This is a genomic window from Vreelandella neptunia (assembly GCF_034479615.1).
Lineage (GTDB): Bacteria > Pseudomonadota > Gammaproteobacteria > Pseudomonadales > Halomonadaceae > Vreelandella > Vreelandella neptunia.
On record NZ_CP140255.1, the window covers coordinates 4759720 to 4785311 of the forward strand.

General features: G+C 54.9%; 27 protein-coding genes. 12 read left to right on the plus strand and 15 right to left on the minus strand.

Annotated features, from left to right (window positions below):
* Positions 1-72: 72 nt before the first annotated feature.
* Positions 73-489 (minus strand): acyl-CoA thioesterase, encoded by a 417-nt coding sequence (locus SR894_RS21990; protein WP_022521117.1) that lies wholly within the window; start codon positions 487-489, stop codon positions 73-75.
* A 193-nt stretch (positions 490-682) separates the two neighbouring features.
* Between SR894_RS21990 and SR894_RS21995 the strand changes: the two genes are divergently transcribed.
* The 7 genes from SR894_RS21995 to SR894_RS22025 all read left to right on the plus strand — a co-directional run bounded on the left by SR894_RS21995 (position 683) and on the right by SR894_RS22025 (position 7241).
* Positions 683-1585 carry a PstS family phosphate ABC transporter substrate-binding protein gene (locus SR894_RS21995; RefSeq protein WP_223288315.1) on the plus strand — a complete coding sequence of 301 codons (903 nt, stop codon included), beginning with the start codon at positions 683-685 and terminating at the stop codon, positions 1583-1585.
* A gap of 134 nt (positions 1586-1719) precedes the next feature.
* Positions 1720-2838, plus strand: coding sequence for an ABC transporter permease subunit (locus SR894_RS22000; RefSeq protein ID WP_133732239.1), 1119 nt, complete (start codon positions 1720-1722; stop codon positions 2836-2838).
* The gene (gene pstA, locus SR894_RS22005; RefSeq protein ID WP_223288314.1) at positions 2835-4259 is read left to right on the plus strand and encodes a phosphate ABC transporter permease PstA; all 1425 of its coding nucleotides are present in this window, start codon (positions 2835-2837) and stop codon (positions 4257-4259) included. Before SR894_RS22000 ends, pstA begins: the two co-directional genes overlap by 4 nt.
* Positions 4253-5068, plus strand: coding sequence for a phosphate ABC transporter ATP-binding protein PstB (pstB, locus tag SR894_RS22010; RefSeq protein WP_009286293.1), 816 nt, complete (start codon positions 4253-4255; stop codon positions 5066-5068). Before pstA ends, pstB begins: the two co-directional genes overlap by 7 nt.
* A 31-nt stretch (positions 5069-5099) precedes the next feature.
* Positions 5100-5825 (plus strand): phosphate signaling complex protein PhoU, encoded by a 726-nt coding sequence (gene phoU, locus SR894_RS22015; RefSeq protein WP_088698318.1) that lies wholly within the window; start codon positions 5100-5102, stop codon positions 5823-5825.
* A 78-nt stretch (positions 5826-5903) separates the two neighbouring features.
* Positions 5904-6647, plus strand: coding sequence for a sulfate transporter CysZ (gene cysZ / locus SR894_RS22020; protein WP_223288313.1), 744 nt, complete (start codon positions 5904-5906; stop codon positions 6645-6647).
* A 99-nt stretch (positions 6648-6746) separates the two neighbouring features.
* The gene (locus SR894_RS22025; protein WP_223288312.1) at positions 6747-7241 is read left to right on the plus strand and encodes a copper chaperone PCu(A)C; all 495 of its coding nucleotides are present in this window, start codon (positions 6747-6749) and stop codon (positions 7239-7241) included.
* A 91-nt stretch (positions 7242-7332) separates the two neighbouring features.
* Here SR894_RS22025 and SR894_RS22030 read toward each other — a convergent pair whose 3' ends face one another.
* From SR894_RS22030 to SR894_RS22060, 7 genes are all read right to left on the minus strand, one after another.
* A complete protein-coding gene (locus SR894_RS22030) occupies positions 7333-7662 on the minus strand; it encodes a hypothetical protein (protein ID WP_133732243.1) in 330 nt (109 codons plus the stop codon).
* 579 nt (positions 7663-8241) lie between these two features.
* Positions 8242-8544 (minus strand): hypothetical protein, encoded by a 303-nt coding sequence (locus tag SR894_RS22035; RefSeq protein ID WP_223288311.1) that lies wholly within the window; start codon positions 8542-8544, stop codon positions 8242-8244.
* Positions 8545-9178: 634 nt separating this feature from the next.
* On the minus strand, positions 9179-9490 hold the full coding sequence (locus tag SR894_RS22040; protein WP_223288310.1) for a hypothetical protein: 312 nt from the start codon (positions 9488-9490) through the stop codon (positions 9179-9181).
* Positions 9491-9798: 308 nt separating this feature from the next.
* A complete protein-coding gene (phoR, locus tag SR894_RS22045) occupies positions 9799-11085 on the minus strand; it encodes a phosphate regulon sensor histidine kinase PhoR (protein WP_133732245.1) in 1287 nt (428 codons plus the stop codon).
* A gap of 2 nt (positions 11086-11087) precedes the next feature.
* On the minus strand, positions 11088-11777 hold the full coding sequence (gene phoB / locus SR894_RS22050; protein ID WP_133732246.1) for a phosphate regulon transcriptional regulator PhoB: 690 nt from the start codon (positions 11775-11777) through the stop codon (positions 11088-11090).
* Between the two features lie 111 nt (positions 11778-11888).
* Positions 11889-12779, minus strand: coding sequence for a 4-hydroxybenzoate octaprenyltransferase (gene ubiA / locus SR894_RS22055; RefSeq protein ID WP_223288309.1), 891 nt, complete (start codon positions 12777-12779; stop codon positions 11889-11891).
* A gap of 35 nt (positions 12780-12814) precedes the next feature.
* The gene (locus tag SR894_RS22060; protein ID WP_223288308.1) at positions 12815-13378 is read right to left on the minus strand and encodes a chorismate--pyruvate lyase family protein; all 564 of its coding nucleotides are present in this window, start codon (positions 13376-13378) and stop codon (positions 12815-12817) included.
* 138 nt (positions 13379-13516) lie between these two features.
* Between SR894_RS22060 and SR894_RS22065 the strand changes: the two genes are divergently transcribed.
* The 4 genes from SR894_RS22065 (at position 13517) to SR894_RS22080 (ending at position 16440) form a co-directional block, all read left to right on the plus strand.
* The gene (locus SR894_RS22065; protein ID WP_223288307.1) at positions 13517-14707 is read left to right on the plus strand and encodes an NAD(P)/FAD-dependent oxidoreductase; all 1191 of its coding nucleotides are present in this window, start codon (positions 13517-13519) and stop codon (positions 14705-14707) included.
* Between the two features lie 108 nt (positions 14708-14815).
* Entirely contained in the window at positions 14816-15088 is a 273-nt protein-coding gene (locus SR894_RS22070; protein WP_064232353.1) for an HU family DNA-binding protein, read from the plus strand.
* The gene (locus tag SR894_RS22075) at positions 15088-15444 is read left to right on the plus strand and encodes a hypothetical protein (RefSeq protein WP_133732250.1); all 357 of its coding nucleotides are present in this window, start codon (positions 15088-15090) and stop codon (positions 15442-15444) included. Before SR894_RS22070 ends, SR894_RS22075 begins: the two co-directional genes overlap by 1 nt.
* 78 nt (positions 15445-15522) lie before the next feature.
* Entirely contained in the window at positions 15523-16440 is a 918-nt protein-coding gene (locus SR894_RS22080; protein WP_133732251.1) for a LysR family transcriptional regulator, read from the plus strand.
* Here SR894_RS22080 and epsC read toward each other — a convergent pair.
* From epsC to SR894_RS22120, 7 genes are all read right to left on the minus strand, one after another.
* Entirely contained in the window at positions 16437-17198 is a 762-nt protein-coding gene (gene epsC / locus SR894_RS22085) for a serine O-acetyltransferase EpsC (RefSeq protein WP_133732252.1), read from the minus strand. The two genes, SR894_RS22080 and epsC, sit on opposite strands and share 4 nt — an antisense overlap.
* An 11-nt stretch (positions 17199-17209) precedes the next feature.
* Entirely contained in the window at positions 17210-18085 is an 876-nt protein-coding gene (locus tag SR894_RS22090; RefSeq protein WP_223288306.1) for a VOC family protein, read from the minus strand.
* A gap of 88 nt (positions 18086-18173) precedes the next feature.
* On the minus strand, positions 18174-19724 hold the full coding sequence (locus SR894_RS22095) for an aldehyde dehydrogenase family protein (RefSeq protein ID WP_223288305.1): 1551 nt from the start codon (positions 19722-19724) through the stop codon (positions 18174-18176).
* The gene (locus SR894_RS23020; protein ID WP_223288304.1) at positions 19721-20626 is read right to left on the minus strand and encodes an NAD(P)-dependent oxidoreductase; all 906 of its coding nucleotides are present in this window, start codon (positions 20624-20626) and stop codon (positions 19721-19723) included. The genes SR894_RS22095 and SR894_RS23020 overlap by 4 nt, the downstream gene beginning before the upstream one ends.
* A gap of 108 nt (positions 20627-20734) precedes the next feature.
* Complete coding sequence (locus tag SR894_RS22110; protein ID WP_223288303.1) at positions 20735-21892, minus strand: M20 aminoacylase family protein; 1158 nt, start codon at positions 21890-21892, stop codon at positions 20735-20737.
* Between the two features lie 10 nt (positions 21893-21902).
* Positions 21903-22397: a hypothetical protein gene (locus SR894_RS22115; protein ID WP_223288302.1), complete on the minus strand. Its 495-nt coding sequence runs from the start codon at positions 22395-22397 to the stop codon at positions 21903-21905.
* On the minus strand, positions 22384-23202 hold the full coding sequence (locus SR894_RS22120) for a DUF3100 domain-containing protein (RefSeq protein ID WP_223288301.1): 819 nt from the start codon (positions 23200-23202) through the stop codon (positions 22384-22386). Before SR894_RS22120 ends, SR894_RS22115 begins: the two co-directional genes overlap by 14 nt.
* 172 nt (positions 23203-23374) lie before the next feature.
* On the opposite strand from SR894_RS22120, the gene yccS reads away from it, so the two are divergent.
* Complete coding sequence (gene yccS / locus SR894_RS22125) at positions 23375-25585, plus strand: YccS family putative transporter (protein WP_223288300.1); 2211 nt, start codon at positions 23375-23377, stop codon at positions 25583-25585.
* Positions 25586-25592: the final 7 nt, after the last annotated feature.

Below are 25592 nucleotides of genomic sequence, written 5' to 3' on the forward strand. Positions count from 1 at the left end.
TAAACGACAAGCACGACAAAAGGGCGCTCTTAGCGCCCTTTTGCTATTTCAAGTCAGCTCTGTTGAAGTGAACTAGTCGCTATGCACTGCTCGGATGCGCCCATTATCGTCCAGCGCAACCATCACAAAGCGCGCCTCGGTAACTTTTTGGCGCTCCTCTATGCGTTGCCCATGGGGAGGACGCACCCAGACCTCCACATCAATCTTGATCGAGCTATGACCAATTTCTTGTACCTGGGTGTAAACGCTGACCATCGAGCCAACGCGCACCGGGCTTAAAAAGTCCATGGCTTCAATTGCCACAGTCGCCGTACGCCCCCCTGCTTCACGGCCTGCCGCCAGTTCAGCCGCTTGATCCATTTGATTGACCAGCCATCCACCGGGTATATCACCATAAAAATTGGTATCTTGGCGGGAAGCCAGTAATTTTAGCGTTAGTTGGCCTTGAGGGGCGGGTACGTCGTCCAAATCGGTTTCCAGAAGAGTCATGAGTTAGTCGCTTAGTCAGTTTATTGTTGTAAACGTTGCAGCGTGGCACGTTATTTATAGGTGTTGCTGCATCGCAACACAAAGGAATGGATTTAGTTAACCATAAGAGGACGCTCGTTTGAATACTCGTTTGACGACTCTTTTCATTAATGGGGGTTTAGCTTTCACCGTTCGGCGCACCGTATTGAGCTGGATGGCGTTTGTCCTGATGCTGATAACGTCCCTGGCCTGGGGGCAGCAGCCAGCAGTTATTAGCGGCACCTTGGGCGCGGTGGGCTCCGACACTATGGCGGGGCTAATGCTGCGCTGGGGTGAAACCCTCACTACCCGTTATCCTGAGGTAAAGCTGCAGTTTCAAGCAAGCGGTTCAGCCAGTGCACCCACGGCGCTGATGGCCGGCACTACCCGGCTTGGCCCGATGTCTCGTCCGATGACCAGCGAAGAGCGTGACAATTTTATTGAGCGCTATGGCTACCCACCGCTGGAATTAAAAGTCGCCCGTGACGCACTGATTGTGGTTGTACACCGCCATAACCCCTTACGCGCTCTGACCCGGCTGCAGGTTGACGCCATCTTCTCAACCTCGTTGGCCTGCGGAGGCGAAGTGCCGATCAGGCGCTGGGAACAGCTACCGGCAACCCGTGACTGGTCATTTGGTAGCATTGCGCTGCATGGGCGTAACCTTGCCTCGGGCACCCATGGGCTATTTCAACAGCGGGCGTTATGCGGCGGTCTTTTTCGCAACGACATTAGTGAGCACCCCGGCTCATCGGCGGTGGTCGCGGCCGTTGGCGAATCCGCCAATGCGATGGGCTATGCAGGATTTAACCACCTAACCCCAGCCGTTCATGCATTGAGCCTCTATAACGATGATGGCATTGCGATACCGCCCGATGAAGCAGCGATACAGAGCGGTGACTACCCGCTGTCGCGCTACCTTTACCTCTATGTGAACCTACCGCCGGGGGAGACCTTACCTCCCGCCGAGCAGGCACTGCTCAAATTGGTTATGTCCGATGAGGGCCAGCAGATTGCGCGCGCATCCGGCTTTGTACCATTAACCTCCAGTGTCCTTAGCGCACAACAGAGGTGGTAAACCACTGTCATCTAACTGACACATAATTGTCTTAGGGTAGGGATCCTGTCTATGCACTGTTGTTCACTACATCCTGGTTTTTCACTACCTCTTGGTCAGCGCTATGATCACCTCGGTTTTGCCATGATATCCACATGACCCTACCTCGGTTAAGCTCTTCTCGACGGCCGCTAAGGCTGCTGCAAGATCGCATGGCCACCGGTTTAATCACCGCTGGCGGCATCGGCGTGCTGTTGGCAATCCTGGCTATCGGTGTCTTTTTGGTGTGGGAAACCCTGCCGCTGCTGGCGATTGGCGATACCTTAGCGCTGGCTAAGCTCTCCCCCCTGGCGTGGGGCACGCTTAAAGCCGCCCTAGCCGCACTGCTGTTCGCCATTCCCGTGGCCTTGGGGGCCGCCATCTACTCTGCACTGTTTATGTCAGCGCGCCTGCGCTCGCGGATCAAGCCCACGCTCGAAATGATGGAGGCTATCCCCGGTGTGGTGGTGGGCTTTATTGCCGGACTTATTTTGGCACCTTGGGTCGAGCGTCATCTAGCCAGCGCTTTGGTGCTGATCGTTTGGCTACCGCTTAGCGCAGCGCTTGCCGGCTTACTCTGGCATTGGGCCAAATCACGCCTGCGCCGCCGCTTACCGCTCTCCTGGGCGGGTCTCTGGCTCGTTCCCTGGCTCGCTATAATGGTGGCGGTAGCACTATGGCTCGCGCCCTGGATGGAGCAGCAGTGGTTAGGCGGTGATTTACGCCAGCTACTCGACCAGCGCTATGGCATGGATTACGCCACCCGTAACGCGCTGATTGTCGGTATTGCCATGGGCTTTGCCGTTATTCCCAGCATCTATTCACTGGCAGAAGACGCGCTCGCCGATGTGCCCTCAACCTTAATAGAGGGCGCGCAAGCGCTAGGAGCCAGCCGCTGGCAGGCGATGTGGAAAGTGGCGTTAGTGGCAGCGGGCCCAGGTATATTCTCGGCGATAATGATCGGTGCGGGCCGGGCGGTAGGCGAAACCATGATAGTACTGATGGCTAGCGGCAATACAGCCCTGTTTAGCGCCAGCCCCTTCGAGGGTATGCGCTCCATGGCCGCGGCTATTGCCATTGAGCTGCCTGAAGCGTCCCCCGGTGGCCAGACCTATCATCTACTGATCTTGGCCGCCCTGGTGCTGTTTATCTTCACGTTTCTGGTCAATACCCTTGCCGAGGTCGTCCGCCAGCGTTTACGCCGCCGCTTCCGCCAGATGGGGGGCACCTTATGACCTCAGTTTCGACCCACGCCGCCTCTCGCCGACCTCGTTTTAGCCGGGCAAATGATGTATGGCCCTGGCTTTGCGCAGCCAGCGTAGCGCTCTCCCTGCTGATGCTGGGCGCCCTACTCACGCTGCTGCTGGTGCGCGGGCTAGGGCACTTCTGGCCCGCTACGTTGGAAGAGGTCACCCTTGACTCGGGCGAAACCTTTGCTGGTCAACCCGTACGCGAAGTCGCGCTACCCCAGCAAGCAGGGGATGAACGCCTCTACTTTACCGGCAACCAGGATATAGAGGGCGTGCGCTGGCGTTGGGTGGCGATTGATGAAATTGCCGAGCGCACCCAGCCAGACGATTTGATTCGTCTTGATCGCAGCCCCTGGGGCGACTTTATTGGCCGTTTGGTCGCCATAGAGCAGCAGGGCCAGCGGTGGGAGGGAGACGCTGCCTGGCAACGATTGACCTCTTTATTGGCGCTCCCCGTCAGCCAGCGCCAGGATAGCCAACTGCTGCTTACCACCGTGGACGGCCAAACCCTGCGCCAACCGCTGGCCAGCGTGTCGAGCGCTCAGGCTCCCAATGCCATGAGCGTGTGGCAGAAAACGCTCGCCTGGGGGGATGCAGTTTGGCGGTTTCTGAGTGAGGGCCCACGGGCAGCCAACACCGACGGTGGCGTCTGGCCCGCGATATTTGGCACGGTGCTGATGGTGATTTTAATGTCGGTGATGGTGACCCCGTTTGGGGTGCTGGCCGCTATTTATCTCAATGAAATCGCTCACCAGGGGCGACTGACCCGATTGGTACGTATTGGCGTGCGCAATCTGGCGGGCGTTCCGTCGATTGTGTATGGCGTATTTGGTTTGGGCGTGTTTGTTTACGGCATCGGTGGCTCGCTGGATGAGTGGTTTTTCAGCGATACACTGCCTTCGCCCACCTTTGGCACCGGCGGCCTGTTATGGGCGTCGCTGACCCTGGCACTGCTGACCCTACCAGTGGTGATTGTGGCAACAGAGGAAGGCCTGGCGCGGATTCCCGAGGCGCAGCGTGAAGGCGCCGTGGCGCTTGGCGCTACGCGCTTAGAAATGCTCACCCGCATTGTGCTGCCCATGGCTGCCCCCGCCATGCTAACAGGCGTCATTTTAGCGGTTGCCCGCGCGGCCGGCGAAGTGGCGCCGCTAATGCTGGTTGGCGTTGCTAAGCTGGCGCCTCAAATGCCCATCGATGGTGAGTTTCCTTACCTACATTTAGAGCGCAAGTTCATGCACCTTGGCTATCATTTATTTGATACCGCCTTTCACGGCGAAGATGTGCAGGCTGCCATACCGCTGGTTTACGCCACGGCGCTACTTTTAGTGTTAATTGTGCTGGTGCTTAACCTAACTGCCATATTTCTGCGTCATTATCTTAGGCGTCAACGGGGAAACGAATGCTAGCGTCATTACATTCAGCCAATACCTCTCAGGCACCAGTGGCGCACTTTTCGTCCGAGCACAGCTGCCTGAGTATCGATCACTTTAGCCTCGCCTACGCGGGGAAAGAGGCGTTGCGCGAGTTAACCCTCAGTGTTCCCCGGCATCGTGTAACGGCTTTTATCGGCCCGTCAGGCTGCGGTAAGTCGACGCTGTTACGGGCAATTAATCGTTTGCACGATCTTAATGAGTCGGTCACCCACAGCGGCCAAATCACGCTGGAAGGGCAAGATATTCATGACCCGCAAATGAATGTGACTGAGCTGCGACGGCGTGTGGGGATGGTATTTCAAACGCCCAATCCCTTCCCCATGTCGATCTATGAAAACGTGGCCTTTGGGCTACGATTGCAGCAGCGCATGCCCAAGCGCAAAAGGGACGACATTATTGAGTGGGCGCTTACTTCCGCTGCTCTGTGGGATGAGGTGAAAGACCGCCTACACCGTTCCGCCTGGCAGCTTTCCGGCGGCCAGCAGCAGCGCCTAGTGATCGCCCGCACCTTAGCAGTTCAGCCCGATGTGCTGCTGCTTGATGAACCTGCGTCAGCCCTCGACCCGATTTCAACCCTCAAAATTGAGGAGTTGATCCGTAACCTCAAGTCAGAGCTGACGCTGATACTGGTCACCCACAATATGCAACAAGCGGCACGCGTATCGGATTACACCGCCTTTTTGCATCAAGGGGAGCTGGTTGAATACGGGCCGACCGATCAGGTCTTCACCAACCCCCGTTTGCAACGCACTGAAAACTACATCACCGGCCGCATCACCTAGGCCCTAGCAACTGAACCGTCAGGAGTGCTCCATGGATATTACTAGCGACTCTCACAGCCAGCATATCTCTCGCCAGTTCAACCAGGAGCTGGAAGAGCTGAAAACCCACCTGATGGCCATGGGCGGTCTGGTGGAAAAGCAAGTGCAGGACGCCGTCTTTGCCCTACTGGAAGGCGACACCCGGTTAGCCGAGCAGGTGCGTGACAATGACCGCCAAGTCAACGATCTACAGCTGCAAATCGACGATGAATGCACTCGCGTACTGGCGCGTCGTCAACCGGCAGCGTCCGATTTACGTCTGGTGCTGGCCGTCATCCGCGCCACTTCAGACTTAGAGCGCATTGGCGATGAAGCCAGCAAAATTGCCCGCAACGCCCTGCTCCTAAGTGAAAACACCAGCACCATTCGTGGCTTGGTAGAGGTGCGTCACATTAGTGAGCACGTACGCAAAATGCTCCGCGACGCACTCACAGCCTTTGCCCGCTTTGATACTGACCTGGCAATGCAGGTTGTGCGCGAAGACGAGCTGGTTGACGACGAGTACAGCAGCGCTATGCGTTCGTTGATGACCTTTATGATGGAAGATTCACGCTCTATTACATCCGTGCTCAGCATCATGTGGGTACTGCGTGCGCTGGAGCGAGTAGGCGACCACGCCGACAACCTTGCTGAGTACGTGGTTTATCTCGTCAAAGGCCTGGATATTCGTCATAGCGACACCGACGACCTGGATCCGAAGGTGCTAAAAAAGTCTTGACCTGATGGGGCTTTCCTCCTGCAATACGACTAGGCTGCTAAGCGGCCTGGTCGTTTGAATCTCGAGGAGCTCACCTAAATGCTGGATGCTGTCACTGCGCTTAGCCGAGGTACACGCTGTGTGTATCAGCCGGGTATGCGCCGCTATATTTTTCTGCCGATTCTGGTCAACCTGATTGTCTACGTGAGCATGTTCAGCTTTGTGCTCAACCGTTTTGATGGCTGGCTCGCCCATTGGATGAGCATGGTACCCGCCTGGCTTGATTGGCTATCCTGGCTTATCTGGCCGCTTTTCGTAATTAGCCTGTTGGTAGTCGTGTTTTTTACCTTCACGCTGGTGACCAGCTTGATTGCAGCCCCTTTTTACGGCTTTTTGGCCGCCAAAGTTGAAGTTCAAGTCACTGGCCGTGAGCCCATTGATGATCGAAATCTGACTAAAACAGCCGTTGATGCTGTGGGACGCGAGTTTGTTAAGCTCGCCTATATTCTGCCGCGTGCCGCTGGCCTCTTTGTGATTAGCTGGATTCCAGGCGTTAATATCGTTGCCCCACTACTCTGGGCGCTGTTTTCTGCCTGGGTGATGGCCATCACTTATTTGGATTACCCCATGGATAACAACAAGGTGACGTTTGCTGATATGCGTCAACGGCTCTCTAAACGCTGGTGGCAAAGCCTCAGTTTTGGAGGTTTGGTCACGCTGATCACCTGGATTCCGTTGGCCAATCTATTTCTGATTCCCGGCGCCGTAGCGGGTGCCGTACTACTCTGGGATGACCATTACAGAAATGTACATGGTGATACACGCGGCATCACACCGCAGTAGGCGCTTATTACCCAGGCTACGCCACTTTGCTACCTTTATGTTTTGTTCGGCTTTCCTAGGTTCAATCCTGGGCTCAATTAACAACAAAGGAATCACCGCATGTTAAAACCGACGACTTGGCTGGGGGGCGTACTCTTGGTTAGCGCTATGTCTATTTTGATGGCATCTATAGCCGTAGCCCACGAGGTAAAAACTGAGGCTCTGCGCGTTGCGCATCCCTTCGCCACCCCTACCCCACCAGGTGCGGCAAACGGCGCCGCCTACGTCGACATCACCGCCCTTTCAGAGTCCGTTACTCTTATTGGCGCGAGCAGCCCTGCGAGCAGCAACGTTGAGCTGCACGATATGCGAATGGACGGCGATATGATGCAAATGCGGCATGTGGATGAGATTCTCGTCGAGGCAGGTGAGACTTATACCATGCGCCCTGGTGGCGGCTTTCACTTAATGCTGATTGGCCTCACCGAGCCGCTAAAGGAGGGTGAGCGGTTCCCTCTTACGCTCACCTTTGCAGAACAAGGCGATGTGGATATTGAGGTTTGGATACAGGGCGCCCAGGAAGGCAGCGAAGCTGCTGATGGCCACCACCACTGACGTGGGCTGCAGTTAACTTATAGCAAAAACCCCGCTTCGGCGGGGTTTTTGCTAGCAATGATTACATTAGCAGTTACACTTATTCTATGTTTTACCAGTCGGTGCTATCGCCTTCATCCCGGTTGAGTTCCCCAGGAGTGTAACCCTCTCGGCGAGAGGTCGCCCCTTTTTCAGCACTAGAAAAACGACTACTTGAGGGCGAAAAGTCCAAGCTATCACCTTCATCATGGTTCAAGTCACTCGCAGAGACATGAGATGGTTTGGAAGCTGCATGTGACTCAGGTTTGTCGATGACATCCTGACCAGCGGTACGGTCTTGATTTAGCTCAATAGATGATTGCGCCATCGCCAAGGGGCTCGCTACCAGACCAAAAGCAATACCGACTATGGCGAGTTTTTGACTCATTTCTTTTAACAGCATGGTGATCTCCTCACTATTCATGGATTCCGTTCGATGATGATTAGAACGGTTATTACGCTTTATGTTGCATATTAGCCGCCAAAAAATAAAAATATTTTATTCTTTAAAAATCAATAATTTATAAAAAATCGCTTAAAAATAACACATTCTGTTATGCCCAGAGGGATTATGTATTCATTACTCATATGACTGTTATCTACACATAGTAGATGCTTAAGACATCGCCCATCGGCAGACTGCATGAGGTGTGGTGTATGCATAGCGACGCAATGAAATTGGGCCTCGCTAGAAAGCAGCACCTTAAACGAAAAAGACAATGGTTTGAGAGAGGTGTTGGGTGTCACAAAAAATCAGACCCCGCATTAGCAGGGCCTAAGGACACAATACTTTGACAATGACTAACGCTAGCTTCCTTTCCTTTTGCGGGACTCCAACCTTGGAATTTAACCCTGACTAACGCTTTGATTGTCGCTTGATTCATTCCTTGAATCGATCTGCATCCGTATCGTTTTGACACGCCTTCGCGTGTTTAGCTCACACGTCAATCGTAATGTATTTCTACATAATTGCAAACTTTTGTTACCAAACGTTTCCATCACCTTCATCATGAGTTAAGTCTTTTGCTGTGTACTCCGCTTGAGCGCTGGTGCGGTGTGACTCTGCCTTGATAACTAGAGGGCGCTCGCCTTCGTCATACATCAAATCAGATGGGCTAAACTCAGCTTGGGTCGAGGTACGGTGTGACTGTGCCTGAATCGGCTGATCATCGACGGTAAAGTCTTGGTTCGCTTCAATGGACATATGTGCCATTGCCAACGGGCTAGCCAGTAGACCAAATGAAAGTCCCACAACAGCTGCTTTTTTTACAAATACGTTAAACATAATATTTACTCCTGACGACTGTTTGATACCGCTGAAGTGAAGTAAGAAGAGGCCCCTGGCTCAGTTCTCACTGCGGTTAGCTTCACTACCTTAAGCTTGCACTTAAAATGCCAAAACCGATCTTAATTCAATTAATAACAATAAAATCAATTACTTATTTTAAATATATTGTGCGCAATAATACATCGCTGTAAACAAAAGCGCGCTAATTAAATGTGCACTAATGACACATGCGCAAAATTGTCTGTGCCTTTATGACACACTACTCAACGTCCGCCTTAAAAGCGCATGCAAATACGCCTCGTATCAAAAGGCAGCAGTATAGTTTTTAGGGAGAAAACAAGAAAAAGTACAAAGCAGAGGGGGAGGGAAAAATATAGATTGAAAAAGTAGGCAGCAAAAAATTAGGCCCCGCTTAGCGGAGCCCGATATCAGAATTGGTTATAGGTAATGACTAACGCTAGCTTCCACTCCTTGTGCGGGACTCCAACCTTGGAATTTACCCTGACTAACATTTTGATTTCCTATTGATTCATCCTTGAATCTAAGAGCATCCTTGCCTGTATAACATCCTGTTGATCGCTTCTTCATCCGATGAAAAAGCATTCAATGATATCTAAAAAATCACCAATAATTAGCTACCGCTATTTTCTTCAACAAGCTCATCTTCGCCATACTCAGCATCATCTGAGTGGCTGCTTGATTGAGGATCCATGTCGCTAACGTCATCGCCTTCGTCATGGGTTAAATCATTCGTCATATCTGTATCATTGCTGTTTGAGCTGCCTACACCTTGTGGATCCATTGGCTGCTCATCAGCTGTAATACCCTGATTTTCGTCAATCGCCGAATTTTCATCGGTTTGTGCAAAAGCTAATGGACTTGCCATCAGACCAAAAGAAACACCTAGAATGCCAGCTTTCTTGAGAAATTCCTTGGACATCATATTCCACCTCCGATCGCTGTTTGTTACCGCTTAGTCAAGAAAGAAGGGCTAACCAGTAGCCAGCATTTCCTGCGGTCGTCTTTCTTAACTTTATTGCTGCATTCGGTATGCCAAAAAAACATAAAATAAAATAAAAACATCAAAAATCAATAACTTGAATTCAACTTGAAAGCATTTTCAAAAATCTACCCAGCTAAAATATGACGCTAAAAACTGTGTAGAAATGACACATGAGCAAGGTTTTACCAATCTTGCATGCCAATATTGCACACTTCTACAAATATTGTGCGGCGGAACATTTGGCTACATCAAACAAGACGCGAGGGGGGGAAGGCGCAGCGAAACAACGCCCCTTTACCGGGGAGGGATTCAATTTGCAGTTGCGCATCATGACGCAACAGTACGTGCTTAACGATGGCTAAGCCTAAACCTGTGCCGCCCGTTGCAGTACTGCGCCCCTTATCGACTCGGTAAAAGCGTTCGGTTAAGCGGGGAATATGCACAGGATCAATCCCCTCTCCGTTATCTTCCACATCAATACAGCCACCGCCAGTAGCGCTAGCTTTCCAGCGCAGGGTGATTTGGCTGCCTGCTGGTGTGTAGCGAACCGCATTAAAGGCAAGGTTAGAGACGGCGCTACGAATTTCCTGCTCACTGCCTAGCAGCCGCGCATCGCTCTCAAGTGCGACGGTGATGGTATGGCGTTGATGCGATAAGGCTAGTGCGTCAGCACACACGCTTTGCAGTAAAGGCTCAAGTGACAGCGGATGATGATCTTGCCCACCTTGGTCAATCTCCAAACGCGAGAGCAGCAATAAATCGTTGACCAGATTCTGCATCCGCTGGGTCTGCTCCTGCATTTGCTGGACACTGCGACCCAATCGCGGCGGAAGCTGATCGGCGATATCACTGTAGGTTTCCAAATAACCTGATAGAACGGTCAGAGGGGTGCGCAGCTCGTGGGAGACGTTGGCGACAAAGTCGCGCCGCATCTGCTCTAGGCGATGCAAGCGGGTGATATCGCGCGCCATCACCAAGCGTTCGTCGTCACCATAGAGAGTAATTTGATATTGCAGGATTCGCCGTTCATCAATCGGCGAAGTGAGCGTTAACGGCTCACTGTAATTACGCGCATTAAAGTAGCTGATAAAGCTTGGGTCGCGCAGCAGGTTAGTAATGTGTTGACCACGATCATGGGCCGTTTGTAGCCCCAGCATGGCGGTAGCAGCACTGTTCCACCACTCCAGGTCGCCGTGGCGGTCAAGCATAACCACGCTGTCACGCATCGCTTCAGACGACTCTTGAATACGCGCCAGAGTAGCGCGCAGACGGCTTTGGGTAATGCGCTGGCTTTTTTGATAGCGGTATAAACGATCGAATAGCTCGCCCCACATTCCACTGGCGGCAGGGGGTTCATCGTGAGGGTTAAGCGTGAGCCACAGGTAAAGCTCGCGCAACTGTCGTAGGTGGTAAAACAGGCATAGCGCAAGCCCTGCCGCGAGCCCCAGCCCGGCCGAACCCAACAGCCAGCCTAAGCAGGTGCCCAGCGTGGCCAGCCACGCTATTCGCCACAGCTCACGACTCCATAAACGCACATTTACACCCGTGCAGAGAAACGGTAACCGGTACCCCGAACCGTTTGAATCAGGTTTTGATGCACCTCGCCCAGGGCTTTACGCAAACGGCGAATATGCACATCAACTGTGCGCTCTTCGACATACACATTCCCCCCCCACACTTGGTCAAGCAGCTGGCTGCGTGTGTAAGCGCGCTCTTGGTGGGTCATAAAAAACTGTAGCAGCCGGTACTCGGTAGGGCCCATTTCCAGCGCTTTGCCGTGGGCGCTGACCCGGTGGCTCACCGGATCAAGCAGCAGGCCGTTAATCTCAATGGGATCTTCAACGCCACGTGGCGTCGCACGACGCAGCACCGCTTTTAGTCGCGCCACCAATTCCCGGGGAGAAAAAGGCTTGGTGATATAGTCATCTGCACCAGCTTCAAGCCCTTGAATTTTATTATCCTCTTCGCCTTTGGCGGTGAGCATAATAATGGGAATTTCGGCGGTGGCTTCTTCGCGCTTTAAACGTCTTGCCAGCTCAATACCACTAGTGCCGGGCATCATCCAGTCCAGCAGCAGTAAATCGGGTTGGTGGTCGACCACCATAGCATGAGCATCCTGGGCGTTATCCGCTTCGAGCACGCGATAGTCAGCCATTTCCAGCGCTACCGCGATCATCTCGCGAATCGATGATTCATCATCGACAATCAGAACGGTCTTGGCGGTCATACCAGAGCCTCACGGTGTCCAAAGAAAACTTGCTCAAAGATAAACAGTTCAATGACATGTCAGTGACGATAACACCATGACTTGATGACAGTTACATGACAACCGCCGCGATTAACCAGCCACAGGCCACCAACTTAGCGCAATACCGGCAAAAATCAGCAGTCCCGACCAGTGATTATTGAGAAAAGCCTGGAAGCAGGGATCCCGCTCCTGGTCGCGAATCAAGCGCTGCTGATGCAGAAAAGTCGCCGCCATTGCCGCAAGCCCTAGCCAGAAGAAACCACCTAAACCAACCCGCCAGCCTACCCAGGCCAGCAATCCCAGGGTGGCTACCTGGAGTAAGCCAATCATCAAACGATCCGCATTTCCAAACAGCACGGCCGTTGATTTAATGCCAATTTTTAAATCATCGTCGCGATCGACCATGGCGTACTGGGTATCGTAGGCCACTGTCCAGCATACATTAGCGCAGAATAGCAGCCATGCCTCCAACGGCACGTGGCCCAACACGGCGCCAAACGCCATCGGAATCGCCCAAGAAAACGCAGCGCCCAGCACCACCTGAGGAAAGTGGGTATAGCGCTTCATAAACGGATAAATAATCGCCAGCAGCACACCGCCCAGCGAGAGCAGCACCGTAAACCAGTTGGTCAGTAGTACCAGAATAAACGCAGCGGCCACCAGGGCGATAAACAGTAGCTGGGCTTCGGTTTCGCTGATACGGCCTGTCGCTAGCGGACGATGTTTTGTGCGTTTCACATGCCCGTCAAAGTGGCGATCTGCATAGTCATTGACCACGCAGCCCGCGGCACGCATCACATAAACGCCGGCCACAAAAATCAGCAGCACATTTCGTCCTGGTACACCTTCCGCAGCCACCCAAAGGGCCCACAGCGTCGGCCACATCAAAAGCCATGTGCCTATCGGCCGATTCAAGCGCATCAGCTGTAAAAAATCTGCCACGCGAGCCCATCCCTTCGGCCGCAACAGTGAACGATCCATGCTTACCTCACGAAGAATAAGATGCAGGCGCTAGCCTAGCGCGAAGGCAGGCCAAGATCATCTGCCATCGCACCCAAAAAATACTCTTGCACTAATAACGACAGGCCGCCGTGATAAAAGACGGAGCGCCTTCCCCAGGCACAACTCCCATCGATACCATTCACGCTAATAAAATGCGGGGGTTGCTTCGTCGCTTCCAAAGGCCCGCGAACTAAACCTGGCTGTCGAAATAGCCAACTGCCTAGCGAGCGCTCACCCAAACTCTCCAAACGCTGGCCCTTTAGCTGCGTGAGGGGGGCGACCGAGCGAGCCACTACCCACGGCGTTTCATCCAAGCACAGCGCCACTTCCCGCAGCCAAGCGTAGCGCTTGGCGCCAATGCCCAGCGCCTGAGCCTCATCCTGGCGCGGCCAGCCGACGCCCTGATGTAGCAACCGTACTCGAAACGGCTTCTCTCCACCCGCGACCATTAAGCGGGCGGTTAACGAGTCGGTGGAGGCGACCCACTGCCACCAGGAAGCACTCATCGCAGGCCGCGCCGCATCAATCGGGCGCCAGCGGGAAAATAGAGGATTTTGCCGAAAAGCAGCAGCCGTCACCGAGTTCTCCAGGGCAATTAACGGGTTGGCTAGTGTAACATGAGCACTGAAAGGCTTTTGTTTCAGCGACTTTTTTAACGACTCGGTTTAGCGCCTCTTTTTTCGCACCCTTTTTTAGCAACTTTTTTTGGTGTCTGCATGCCCGCCACCCAAACACAGAAAACGTCCTCTCACGCTGCGCTGGTGATTATTGGCACTGGCATGGCAGGGGTTGGCCTTGCCCGGGTGTTACGCCGATTGGGCGACCAACGCTCAATCACGCTGGTAAGCGCTGACAGCGGCGATGACTACAGCAAGCCGTTGCTCTCCACCGGCTTCGCCAAGGGCCTCGAGCCCGAAAAATTAGCCCAGCGCAGCGCTGCTGAACTAGGCGAAGAGCTAAATGCCCAGATGGTTATCCACACCCAGGTAGACGAACTGGATGTGGATAACCAAACCGTTCTTCTTGAAGACGGCAGGGTGTTCGGCTACGACACACTGGTGCTGGCCACTGGCGCTGCACCACGGTTGCCCTTCAGCCTTGAGCCCAGCGTAGCCCCACGCTGCTTCGCCATCAACGACTTAGACGACTACCGCCACTTTCACTCGGCACTAGGCCATGGCCCAGCACGGGTGGCGATTATTGGCGCGGGGCTGGTCGGCTGTGAATTTGCCAACGATCTTCACGCTGGCGGCCATCACGTCAGCGTCATCGCCCCTGAAGGAAGCCTGCTTCCTCGCTTGCTACCACCGCCTTTAGGAAACGCCCTGGGCGATGCCTTTAGCGAAGCAGGGATCCATCTTCACCTTGGCCGTTCGATTGATTCCATTACGTCCGAAAGCGACGAAGACATCGTATTACGCCTGGATAACGGCGACACCGTCAGCGCTGATCTCGTGCTGATGGCAACCGGCCTTGCCCCCCGCACGGCGCTTGCCGAATCAGCGGGTTTAAGCGTATCGCCTAGCGGTATAGTCGTTGACCGCCAGTTGCGTACTTCGCACCCCAATATCTACGCCCTGGGCGATGTAGCCTGCGTAGACGGCGTTAATGCCATGTACGTTCAGCCGCTGCAAGCCAGCGCTAAGGCACTGGCGGCAACGCTTTCGGGCACCCCCACGCCGGTTAGCTTTGGCGCCTGGCCGGTAGTGGTTAAAACGCCGCTGCTGCCAGTCGTGGCCTACCCGCCAACCACCACGCCCGAACGCTGGCGAATTGAAGGCGAAGGCGGTGATATCAGTGCCTTGGCTGAAAATAAAGACGGACGTTTGATTGGTTTTGCGTTGACAGGCGGCTGCGTGAGAAGGAAAGTGGAGCTTTCCAGAGCAGCACCTGCGCTGCTAGGCTGATTTTCGTCGCGTTCACGACTAGGCTAGAGAAGCTATCCTAATCGGCTACGCACCCAACAACATGCATTTGTTTGATGTTTGATTTCTTTTAAAAAGGGGAGATTCCTTATGCGCAAACCTGAACTCGCTGCAGCCATCGCTGAAAGTGCCGACCTGTCCAAAGATAAAGCTGGTCAGGTGCTGAACGTCATTCTGGATGAGATCACCAACAGTTGTGCCAAGGGCGAAGATGTCGCGCTGATTGGTTTTGGTACCTTCACGGTACGTGAGCGCGCAGCGCGTACCGGCAAAAATCCGCAAACCGGTGCCCCGCTGCAGATTCCGGCCAGCAAAAACGTTGCCTTTAAGCCAGGCAAGGGACTCAAGGACGCCGTTTCCTAATGAAGCTCAAGCTGACGCTGTGGCTGCTGGGCGTACTGCTCAAACGCGCCCTGCGCCGCAAACCGCGCTTTCGCGAACAGTTAGAACGCATGCGCGGCCTGGACTGGGGAATTGCCACGGAAGATCTAAGCATTGCCCGCCACTACCGGATGACGCCGAAAAGTGTCAGTACCGGCAAAGGGCTGCCCGTGGACTTAGATCTGGAGCTACGCTTCCGTGATCAGGATACCGCTTTGAAAGTGCTCAAAAAGCCAACCCAGCAGGCCTTTCTCGACGGCATGATGAACGGCAGCGTGCGCTTGGTGGGTGATTCCGCCGATATGAATAAGCTGCAAAAACTACTCAAGTATTTGTAGCGGCTTACGATTGGCATAGGGTAGCGGCTTAGTTTAAATAAATTTAGGCTGAACAAGGTAGAGGTATAAAAGCTATCGATGGACATACCTCATCAACGCCTCGTTTACTTCCGCGTTACCCTTGAATCTGGCTCCGTGCGCCGCGCAGCGGCGCGCTTGGATATTGCTCCCTCGGCGGTAAGTCGGCAGATTGCTTTGCTGGAAGAAGCCTTGGGAGCAACCCTGATGGAGCGTCAGCGCGACGGCATTTCGCCTACCCCGGTAGGCGAAATGCTGCTTGAATACTGCGAACGTCGCGGCGCCCTTGATGAAGGCTTTATTGCGTCACTTGAATCCTACCAGCGCATGGAAACCGGCAAAATATCGCTTACCGTCGGTGAAGGGTTTGTCAGTGACTTGGTAGCATCCCCGCTGCATGAATTTACTCAACGCTATGCGGGCATTCAGCTCGATATCCATACCGCAGGCACCTCGGGCATTATTGAAGCCATTGTCGACGATCACACTCATATCGGCTTAATGTTCCACGAGCGAACCCACCCTCAGCTACGCTTCTGGGCATCGACGCCTCAGCCGCTAATGGCTATTCTGCCACCGAACCATCCACTCACCTTGCAAACGTCACCGCTCACGCTGACTCAGCTCAGTGATCAGCCGATGGCCATGTGGGACACCAGTCACGGCGTTCGCCAAATGGTTGATCAAGCGTTTCAGCACGCACGCATTGCACCCCGCCTAGCGATGAATACCAACTCCATGGTGGTATTGGCACAGTATGTACGCAGCGGCATGGGCGTTACGCTGCTACCGGCTTTTGCTGTCGCGCACGACATAGAAGCGGGCACGCTCGTGGCGCGCCCGGTAGACCATCCGCTCTTTCAGCGCTCCCAAGCCCATATGGTCACACGAGTAGGCCGCCAACAGCCCAAAGCCAGCATTCTACTGCTACGCCATTTGCAGCGCTGGATGCAGGCTTTTCGCGATGTAGCGAATTAGCGCGCTGATGCGGGTAAACCAACCACCGTGACGCCAGCAGCAACGCGCTTAGTCACAATAGCGCCAGCCCCTATTCGGGCGCCCTCACCAATTTCAATATTGCCAAGTACAACGGCGTTTGCACCCAAAAAAGCATTCCGCCTAATTTTGGGATGGCGATCCCCATCGAGCTTACCCGTTCCCCCTAATGTGACGCCCTGAAAAATGGTGACTCCATCTTCGACGACAGCGGTTTCGCCAATCACAATGCCCGCCCCATGGTCGATAAAGATGCCTTTACCAACGCATGCCGCAGGATGAATATCCACACTGAATGTACAGCTACAGCGAAACTGCAGGTAGCTCGCCATGCTCTTCTTCGCCGTTGCCCACCAAACATGACTGACGCGATGACACTGCAGTGCGCGATAACCCGAGAAATAGAGCAGCGGTGTAAAAGGTTCTGGAATAGCGGCATCTTCTTGTAGTAATACCCGCAAATCATCCAAAGCCGACTCTACGATCAGCGGGTTTTCCGCAAACACAGCGCGAATCTCTGCCAATGCAGAGGCATACGATATATGAGTAGATGACAGCGTTTCGGCGATAACGACGGCAAGTGCCGAAGCAAAGTCGCTATGATCAAGCAAAGCGTAACGGTAGAAATCAGCAAGTAGTGGCTGCGAGCGTGAGGCTTCAAGGGCGGCTACCTGGATCTCCCGCCAAAGCGCGGCAGGGTCATTAAAGGCGTGAGCGCCTAAGTCTGAGGTCTCGGTCATTATTGGTGCTTTCACCCAGTGGTTTGAGAAAAGCGTAGCGCTGTTCCGCCTAACACCTCAGGCGGTATATCGGCCTGATGAGCGCTCAGCGACACAAAAGGTAGCGAGCACTGCTGCCAATGATTCGTCGCCGCGGCAATATCTTCACAGGCCAGTGTTAGCGCCACCGCCCTGGCGGGTATCGACGGAAGCCCAGCCAACACCTCAAAGTGCTCCCCTATTGCGCTATCGCTTAATAAATGGCAAACCCCTTTATCGGTGTGGATTTTAAAGCCCCCCGCTTGCGTTTGAATCGCTTCTTCGCCATGGATACGACAAAAATGCTCCACATCACGAGCAGGGCTATCGGACACATACCAAATATCGGTGATAGATGTCGCCGTATTGGCGTGCCGCTCAAGGCTGGGGTCTGTGCGAAACAGCTCGGGGCGCAATTGCTGGCACAAGAACTGAGTAAGGAAAGGCTGCTGAGGGTCATGCAGAATATTTAACGCGACGCCCACTTCTACATCACCACTGGCAAGATGCGCCAGTCGGCGAAACTCAATAGGCGAGTGGCCTTCAAAGCCACGCGCGGTCAACAGCGCATGATCCGTCGCCATCGCTTCACTTTCTAAAGCCAGCATAGCGATCCCTTCACCAATGGCTAAGCGATCTTCCACCACTTTGGCAAATTGAAAGCCGTTACTATCCCGATAATCTGTTAGGTGTGGATGGGCAATACCAATCAACTCAATGAAATTATTGCGTAAAAACAGCAGGTGGTTATCGGTACCCCAGGGGTGGCTATGGCGCGGATTGAGGGTAAAACCCAAGGCTGCCGCACGCTCGGCTGCCACATCTAAATCGGCGACCGCGACTAAGGGATGATCAATGCCAAAGCTCATTGCAGTAACTCCTCACAAAGCGGGGCGAATAGCCCCGACAAGTTCAACTCACGCTCTCTGTTACTGGATAGTCGCTATTACTAAACGATCAACCCACGCCGCTGCCATAGCCAAAGGCGACACTAGCTTCCGGTGCCGTCTCCACCCAGACGCTTTGCGGCACCGTGTATTCGCGCAGGCCATCCAAACCGCTGGAGCGACCAAAGCCGCTATCGCCAAAGCCACCAAACGGCGACATCACGCTGATCGCCTTGTAGCTATTGATCCACACCGTGCCAGCTCGCAACTGACCGGCTACGCGATGTGCACGCGCTACATCCTGGCTCCATACCGCACCTGCCAGCCCAAAACGGGTTTCGTTAGAGAGTTGAACGGCTTCGGCTTCGTTCTCAAAGGCCATGGCAATCAGCACTGGGCCGAACACCTCTTGCTGAGCGATCTCCATCTCCGGCGTGACATCGACCAGCACGGTCGGGGCGATAAAATAGCCGTGGGCCTCGTCTGGCAGTCCTTCGGGACGTTTGCCGCCCGTTAATACTCTCGCGCCTGCCGCTTCGGCGGCCTCAATCATGCGGGTGGCCTGCTCAAATTGGCGGCGATTCTGTAGTGGCCCCATGCGCGTCGCTTCATCGCTGGGTAACCCCACCGCAATCTGCTCCGCCGCCCGCGCCAAACGGCTGGTGACCTGCTCAAACACCGAGCGCTCGATTAGCAGCCGTGAGCCCGCCACACAGCTCTGGCCAGCGGCGGCAAAAATGGCCGCCTGGGCCCCCGCGACGGCTTCATCCAGCTTGGCATCAGCAAACACGATATTGGCCGATTTGCCCCCCAGCTCTAACACGCTGGGCACCAGCCTCCGCGCGCCCGCTTCAGCAATCATGCGGCCACTCTGGGGAGAGCCCACGAATACCAGCTTGCTGATGGTGGGGTGGTCGGTTAGAGCTGCGCCGGTCGTTTTTCCCAGCCCGTTGACGATATTGATCAGTCCCTTAGGTAGCCCGCCGCTTTCCAGTAGCTTGGCAATCACCACCGAGGAGAAGGGCGTAAGCTCAGAGGGCTTTAGCACCACGCCGTTGCCCGCCGCCATCGCCGGGGCCAACTGCCAGGCGCAGGTGAACATTGGCGCGTTCCAGGGGGTAATTTGCCCCACCACGCCGTAAGGTACATGGCGCACATAATTAAGGTGCGAGGTGGGTACCGGAATCACTTCGCCGTGCTGCTTGTCGCACCAGCCCGCGTAATACTCAAACATCTCGCGCACTTTGCCTACTTCAGCCCGGCAGTCACGAATCGGCTTACCGGCCACAACGCTTTCCAGCTGCGCCAGCGCTTCTTCATGGCCCTCTAGCCCACGCAGCGCCGCATTCATGCGCCGCCCACGCTCGCTGGCGGTGAGCGCCATCCACTCACGTTGGCCTCGCTGTGCCGCTTGGGTAGCACGCTCAATCAGTGCAGCGCCCGCATCACGATAGTGCACCAGCGTTTCGCCAGTAGCCGGGTTGATCAGGGTGATTTCCTCACCCTCGCCCGCGATTAATTCGCCATCAATCCAATTACTTAACGTCGTGGCAGCGGCCAAGCCAAAACCCTCAAGCAGTTGTGCAAGATGGTCGCAGGCGTGCTGGCTAAGTGAGTTCATTGGTTACCCTCCGTTTGGCTGCCACGCGCTAATATCGGCGTAGTGATATGGTTAAAGTCATCGCTATCAGTTGGCTGCTCGGGGTTTGCGTGCCACGCTTCGACAACGGCTTGCAGCAGCGGTAACGGCAGGCCCAACTGCTCAGCGGCATCCCGCGCCAAACGCAGATCCTTGCGCATCAAGCCGGTGGTAAATCCAGAATCAAAACGCTCGCTCAGCACCCACTCGGGGAAGTTGACTTCGCTAACCGCGCTGCGCCCTGAACCGCTATTCAGGCCCGCTAAACAGGCAGCGGGATCCACGCCCGCCTTGGCGGCCATCGCAACGGCTTCGGCAGTCGTCAGCAGGTGCGCGGCACACAGGTAGTTATTGGCAAGTTTCACCACATGGCCGCTGCCTGGGCCGCCCACATGGGTGCGCTTGGCTGACATCGCCTCCAGCATCGGCGATACCCGTTCGATAGTGCTTTCATCGCCTCCCAACAGCATACCCAGCTTGCCGCTGGCAGCGCCTTTCGGGCCGCCGCTGACGGGGGCATCCAACCATAGAAGGCCCGCAGCAATTACTTTTTCAGCCAGTTCACGCGTCACGGCAGGGTCGCTAGTGGAGGTATCGACAATCACGCTACCTTTCGGCGCAAGGGTGAGTAAGCCTGGGGATTGCTCGATCACCTCGCGGACATGGGCAGAGGTGGGCAGGGACAGCAGATAGATGTCGCTGGCAGGTAGTTCATCGGGCGCTACCACTGCTAGGCCCTTAGCCGCCAAACGCGACCGCGCTTGCTCAAATACATCGCTGCCTGTCACTGCAAACCCGGCGGCTTTAAGCGTAAGTGCCATATTGCCGCCCATCTGCCCCAGACCAATCACCACAACCGATAACGACTCTGTTGAAAAAGACATCTTAAAACTCCTTGAACGTCCTGTTACTTGAAGTTCGGCGTAGACGCTCCCCTATCCAGTGGGCATCAGAGAGCGCATAACGCTTTTCGTTGAGAAAAAGGGTGCGACTTAGACGAGCAGCGCCCTGACTAGCTCCACCCAATAGCGCGTTCCTAACGGCAACAGCGCGTCGTTAAAGTCATAGCGGGGGTTATGCAGCGAAGCGGACTCCTCGCCATTGCCCATCCATATATAGGCGCCGGGGCGCTCGGCCAGCAGGAACGAGAAATCCTCGGAGGCCATACTGGGCGGCGGGTTGCGCACCACATTGTCGCTGCCGAGTAAGCTTTCCAGCACCGAGGCGCAGTGCTGGGCATGTTCAGGGGTATTGATAGTAGCGGGATAGCAGCGCTGGTAATCCAGCTCAACGGTTAAGCCGTGAAACTCCGCCAAGCTGGCAATCGCCTGCTTAAAGCGTTCCTCCAGGTGCTCTTTATGCGCCATATCAAAACAGCGCAGCGTGCCACGCAGCGCGACCTGCTCGGGAATCACATTGAAGGTATCCCCCGCATTAATGCTGGTAATACTCAGCACGGCAGATTTGTCCGGCGGCGTTTCGCGGCTCACCAGCCCTTGCAGTTGGCTGATCAGTTGGCAGCTAGCCAATACCGTATCAGTGCCTAAATGGGGCATCGCCGCATGGCAGCCCTTGCCAGTCAGCGTCAGGCTAAAGATGTCGAAAGCGGCCATGACGTCGGTATCGTGCACCGCGGCAACGCCCACAGGCAGTCCCGGCCAGTTATGCAGGCCGTACACGGCATCCATGGGAAAGCGCTCAAACAGACCCTCTTCAACCATCACCCGCCCGCCGCCTGCGTTCTCTTCAGCGGGTTGAAAGATGAACACCACTCGGCCTTTGAAATCAGGCTGCTGCTTTAACGCCCAGGCGGCGCCCAATAGCATGGTCGTGTGGCCATCGTGGCCGCAGGCGTGCATCTTGCCCGGCGTTTGCGACGCGTAGGTAAGCGCCGTCTCTTCACGAATATCCAGAGCGTCGATATCGGCCCGCAGGCCGATGGTTTTACCTTCACCCTGTTGACCATCCAGAGCGGCTACCACACCCGTTCCGGCAATCCCGGTGGTTACCTCAAAGCCCCACTCAGTCAGCAGCTCAGCAATGCGTGCGCTGGTACGGTGCTCTTCAAACGCCGTTTCCGGGTGCTGGTGAAAATCATGGCGCCACGCTTGTAGTTCTGCGTTATCCGGTAAGTCTACTGAAGCAGTCATCGTCTTATCCTTAAAGCATCACATGGGCGACAACGGCAGAGCCAATAAAGGTGCCGGTAAAGACCAGCAGGGCCACAATCACCAGCTTCCAGCCAGTTTGCTTGAACATGGCAAACTCACGCCCGGTAAGCGCCAACCCTGCGTAGGCCAGTACCGGCGTCACCACTGCCAGGAAATCCACTTCAGCCAGCCGTGCGATTATCCACCCATTACCCGGGAAGAACGGCAGCGTCGCGATAATACTGATTAGCGACACCCAGGCCACGCTGGGCAGGTAAAAAGGACAAAACCGCCCAACCACCAAGCCGATAATGACCATCGCATACAGAATTAGCATGCCGGGTAACGCGTCTAATAAAGGCGAACCGTTAACGATATTGCTAAACCATGCCGCCACACACACCGCTGCCAGCACTAACGCCGTTTTACCGAGTTGGTTTTCTGGACGCAGCTCTTTCAGCGCTTCGGCATCAAACTGATCGACCGTGCTCTCATGAGTTTTCATGGCTAATCTCCTGGCGCGAGCCGTTTAAGCGCTTGTACATCCACTCGGTGACCGGTAGCGCGATAAATAGCGAGATATACAAACCGGTGGCGTAGGTAAGCAGGTTGCTGGCCCCGGCAAAGGCGAGTAGCTCATCTTTAGACGCCGGAACCGCTTCGGCCAACGCAGCCGAACACGCCGCCACCATACTGCCACTGCCCACCCCACAGGCCATGGCCAGAGCACGAATATCGAGAATATCCAACGAGGCGATATAGCCCGCCATTAAGGCGAAGTAGAGCGTGCCGAACATGGTGCCCACTACGTAAACGCCCATAATACCGATACCTTCAGGGCTTCTTAGCCCGTAACGGTCTGAAATGATGGCAATATTGGGTTCACGGGCGATAGAGTAGGTAGCACCAATCGCTTCACGGCCCATCTTGAGCACTAATACCGCAAAGGGCAGCGCGATCAGCATGGTGCCCAGATTGCCCAATTCCTGGAGAATCAGCGCAGGGCCGGCGGCGATAATTTGCTCAATGGCGGGGCCAATGGTGGAGCCAAACTTGGCAATAAACGGCAAAATAGCGATCAGGATGATCGGGCCAGCCGCATTGCTGACCGGCTTGGGGATGACCTTGCCCATTGCCGAGAAAAGATGAGGATTGAACAGTACGCCAATGATAAAAGCATAGAGCAGCGGTAATAACAGCAGCGTTCCAGGCCCGAGGGGGATACGTACGATGCCGACCCACTCGGCAAACATTGACGTCACGATCACCGTTAGGTGAAGACGCCAGTCCAGCAGTAGCTTGAGATCCATAGGAGTGTCCCTGTTTTTTTTAGAGTCACTCCGAGTATCGAAAGGTTACTGTTTCAATCATAGGGCTTTAGTGCGCTAATTTTTAGAACACCCAACCGTTGAGCGCAGAGGTAGCGACATCCAACGCCTACACATTTATACTAAAGTCTAATAACCACCTATAAGAGCCTTTATGCCCATATCTTTGCCGCTACGGCGCCTTTGGACTCTCGATAAATTCGCCTACAGCCTGCGCGTTTTTATAGCGTTCAGCGGTGCGCTGCTGTTCAGCGGCTTAATGGGCGATGTGGCGCTGGTCATTCCGCTGTTTCTGGGCATTATCGCCTGTGCGCTGTCTGAAACCGATGACAGTTGGCAAGGCCGTTTCCAAGCACTGCTGGTAACGCTGGTGTGTTTTACCTCGGCGTCATTTATTGTGCAGTGGCTGTTTCCCTGGCCGTGGCTGTTTGTTGTGGGGCTAGGGCTTTCGACCTTTACCCTGATAATGCTCGGCGCTATCGGTCAGCGTTACGCCACCATCGCTTCAGGCACGCTAATACTCTCGATCTACTCGATGATCAACATCGAGCAGCACGGCGGGGTGGATGAAGACGTGGCGGCGCGCCAGCTGCTGCTATTGGCTGGAGCGGTGTGGTACGGGCTAATTTCGGTGGTGTGGTGCGCCCTTTTTTCACGCCAGCCGGTCAAGCAGAGCATGGCGCGGGTGTACAAGGCACTAGGCGAGTTTCTGATATTGAAATCGGCGCTGTTTGAACCGGTGCGCGGTGTAGACGTGGAAGCGCGTCGTGTGGCTTTAGCGCGCCAGAACGGCAAAGTTGTCGCTGCGCTCAATCAAGCCAAAGAGATGATTTTCCGGCGCTTAGAGGGCCAGCGCGGCGACCAAAAGCTCAACCGCTACCTACGCATCTACTTTATCGCCCAGGATATTCATGAACGCGCCAGCTCCACTCACTACCCCTATAGCGCGCTCAGCAAAGCCTTTTTCCACCATGATGTGCTGTTTCGCTGTCAGCGGCTGCTGGATCAACAGGGGCGCGCCTGCCGTCAGCTAGCCAAATCGCTGCTGCTCAATCGCCCATTTGACCACCAGCAGAGCGAAGAAGCCCTAGCCGACTTACATGCCTCGATTGAGAACCTGCGCGGCCGAGGTAAGCCCGAGTGGCGCCCGCTGCTGTATCCCCTAAGCGCATTAGCCGACAACCTGGCTACCCTGGAAAACCAGCTCGCCAGCGCCCACAACCCCGGCGTCAGCGATGAGCGACGCGACAGTTCGCTATATGACCGCTCGCCGTCAAGTTTACTGGAAGCATGGAAGCGGGTGCGCCTGAATTTCACCCTTGGCTCTCCCACTTTTCGCCATGCGGTGCGGCTCTCCATTGCCCTAATGACCGGTTACGGGCTAATGCAGTGGATCGACCCCGAGCAGGGCTTTTGGATTCTGCTGACCACGCTGTTTGTCTGCCGTCCCAACTTTGCGACGACGCGACGATTTTTGTCCCAACGGATTATGGGCACGGTATTGGGCCTAACCGTGGGCTGGGCATCGATCAGTCTCTTTCCGCACCCGCTGGTGCAGAGCATGATCGCCGTGGCCGCAGGGGTGTCGTTCTTCGCCAACCGCGAAAAGCACTATGTGATCGCCACCGCCTCCATCACGCTGCTGGTGCTCTGCAGTTTCAACCAGGTAGGCGATGGCTTTAACCTAATATTACCGCGCCTGTTCGATACCTTGATCGGCTCGCTGATCGCAGGCTTAGCGGTATTTTTCATTCTGCCCGACTGGCAGGGGCGCAGGCTTTATCGCGAAGCTGCCAACGCGCTCAATAACCACCGCCACTACCTGGAGGAGATTATCCACCAGTACGAGGAGGGCAAACAGGATGATTTGGCCTATCGCCTAGCGCGCCGCAATGCCCATAACGCCGATGCAGCGCTCTCCACCCTGCTCACCAATATGCTCCATGAACCGGGACACTACCGAAAACAGGACGCGGACAACGGGCTGCGCTTTTTAGTGCTCTCCAATACGCTACTCAGTCATCTCTCTGCACTGGGCGCCCATCGCCACCAGTTGGCAGACGATGAAGATGACGCCACGCTAGTGCCGGTAGCAAAGCGTATTGGTGAGCTGCTGGGACAGATTGCCGAGCGATTAAACCAGCGCCAGCCGGTTGAACCACTCGCTGATCAAGCTGCCGAGCTATTAGCCCAGCTAGAAGAGAAAAGTGCGCTATCAGCAGATGAAAAAGGGGTCACGCTCTACCGTCCTATCCAAAGCCAGCTGCGCCTTATTACCGAGCAGCTCGCCCCGCTGGGTGAGGCGGCTAATAGGTTGGTGGGAAGTGAAGAACACGCGCCAACCACCGCCACCGCTAGGGTCTAACCTAGCT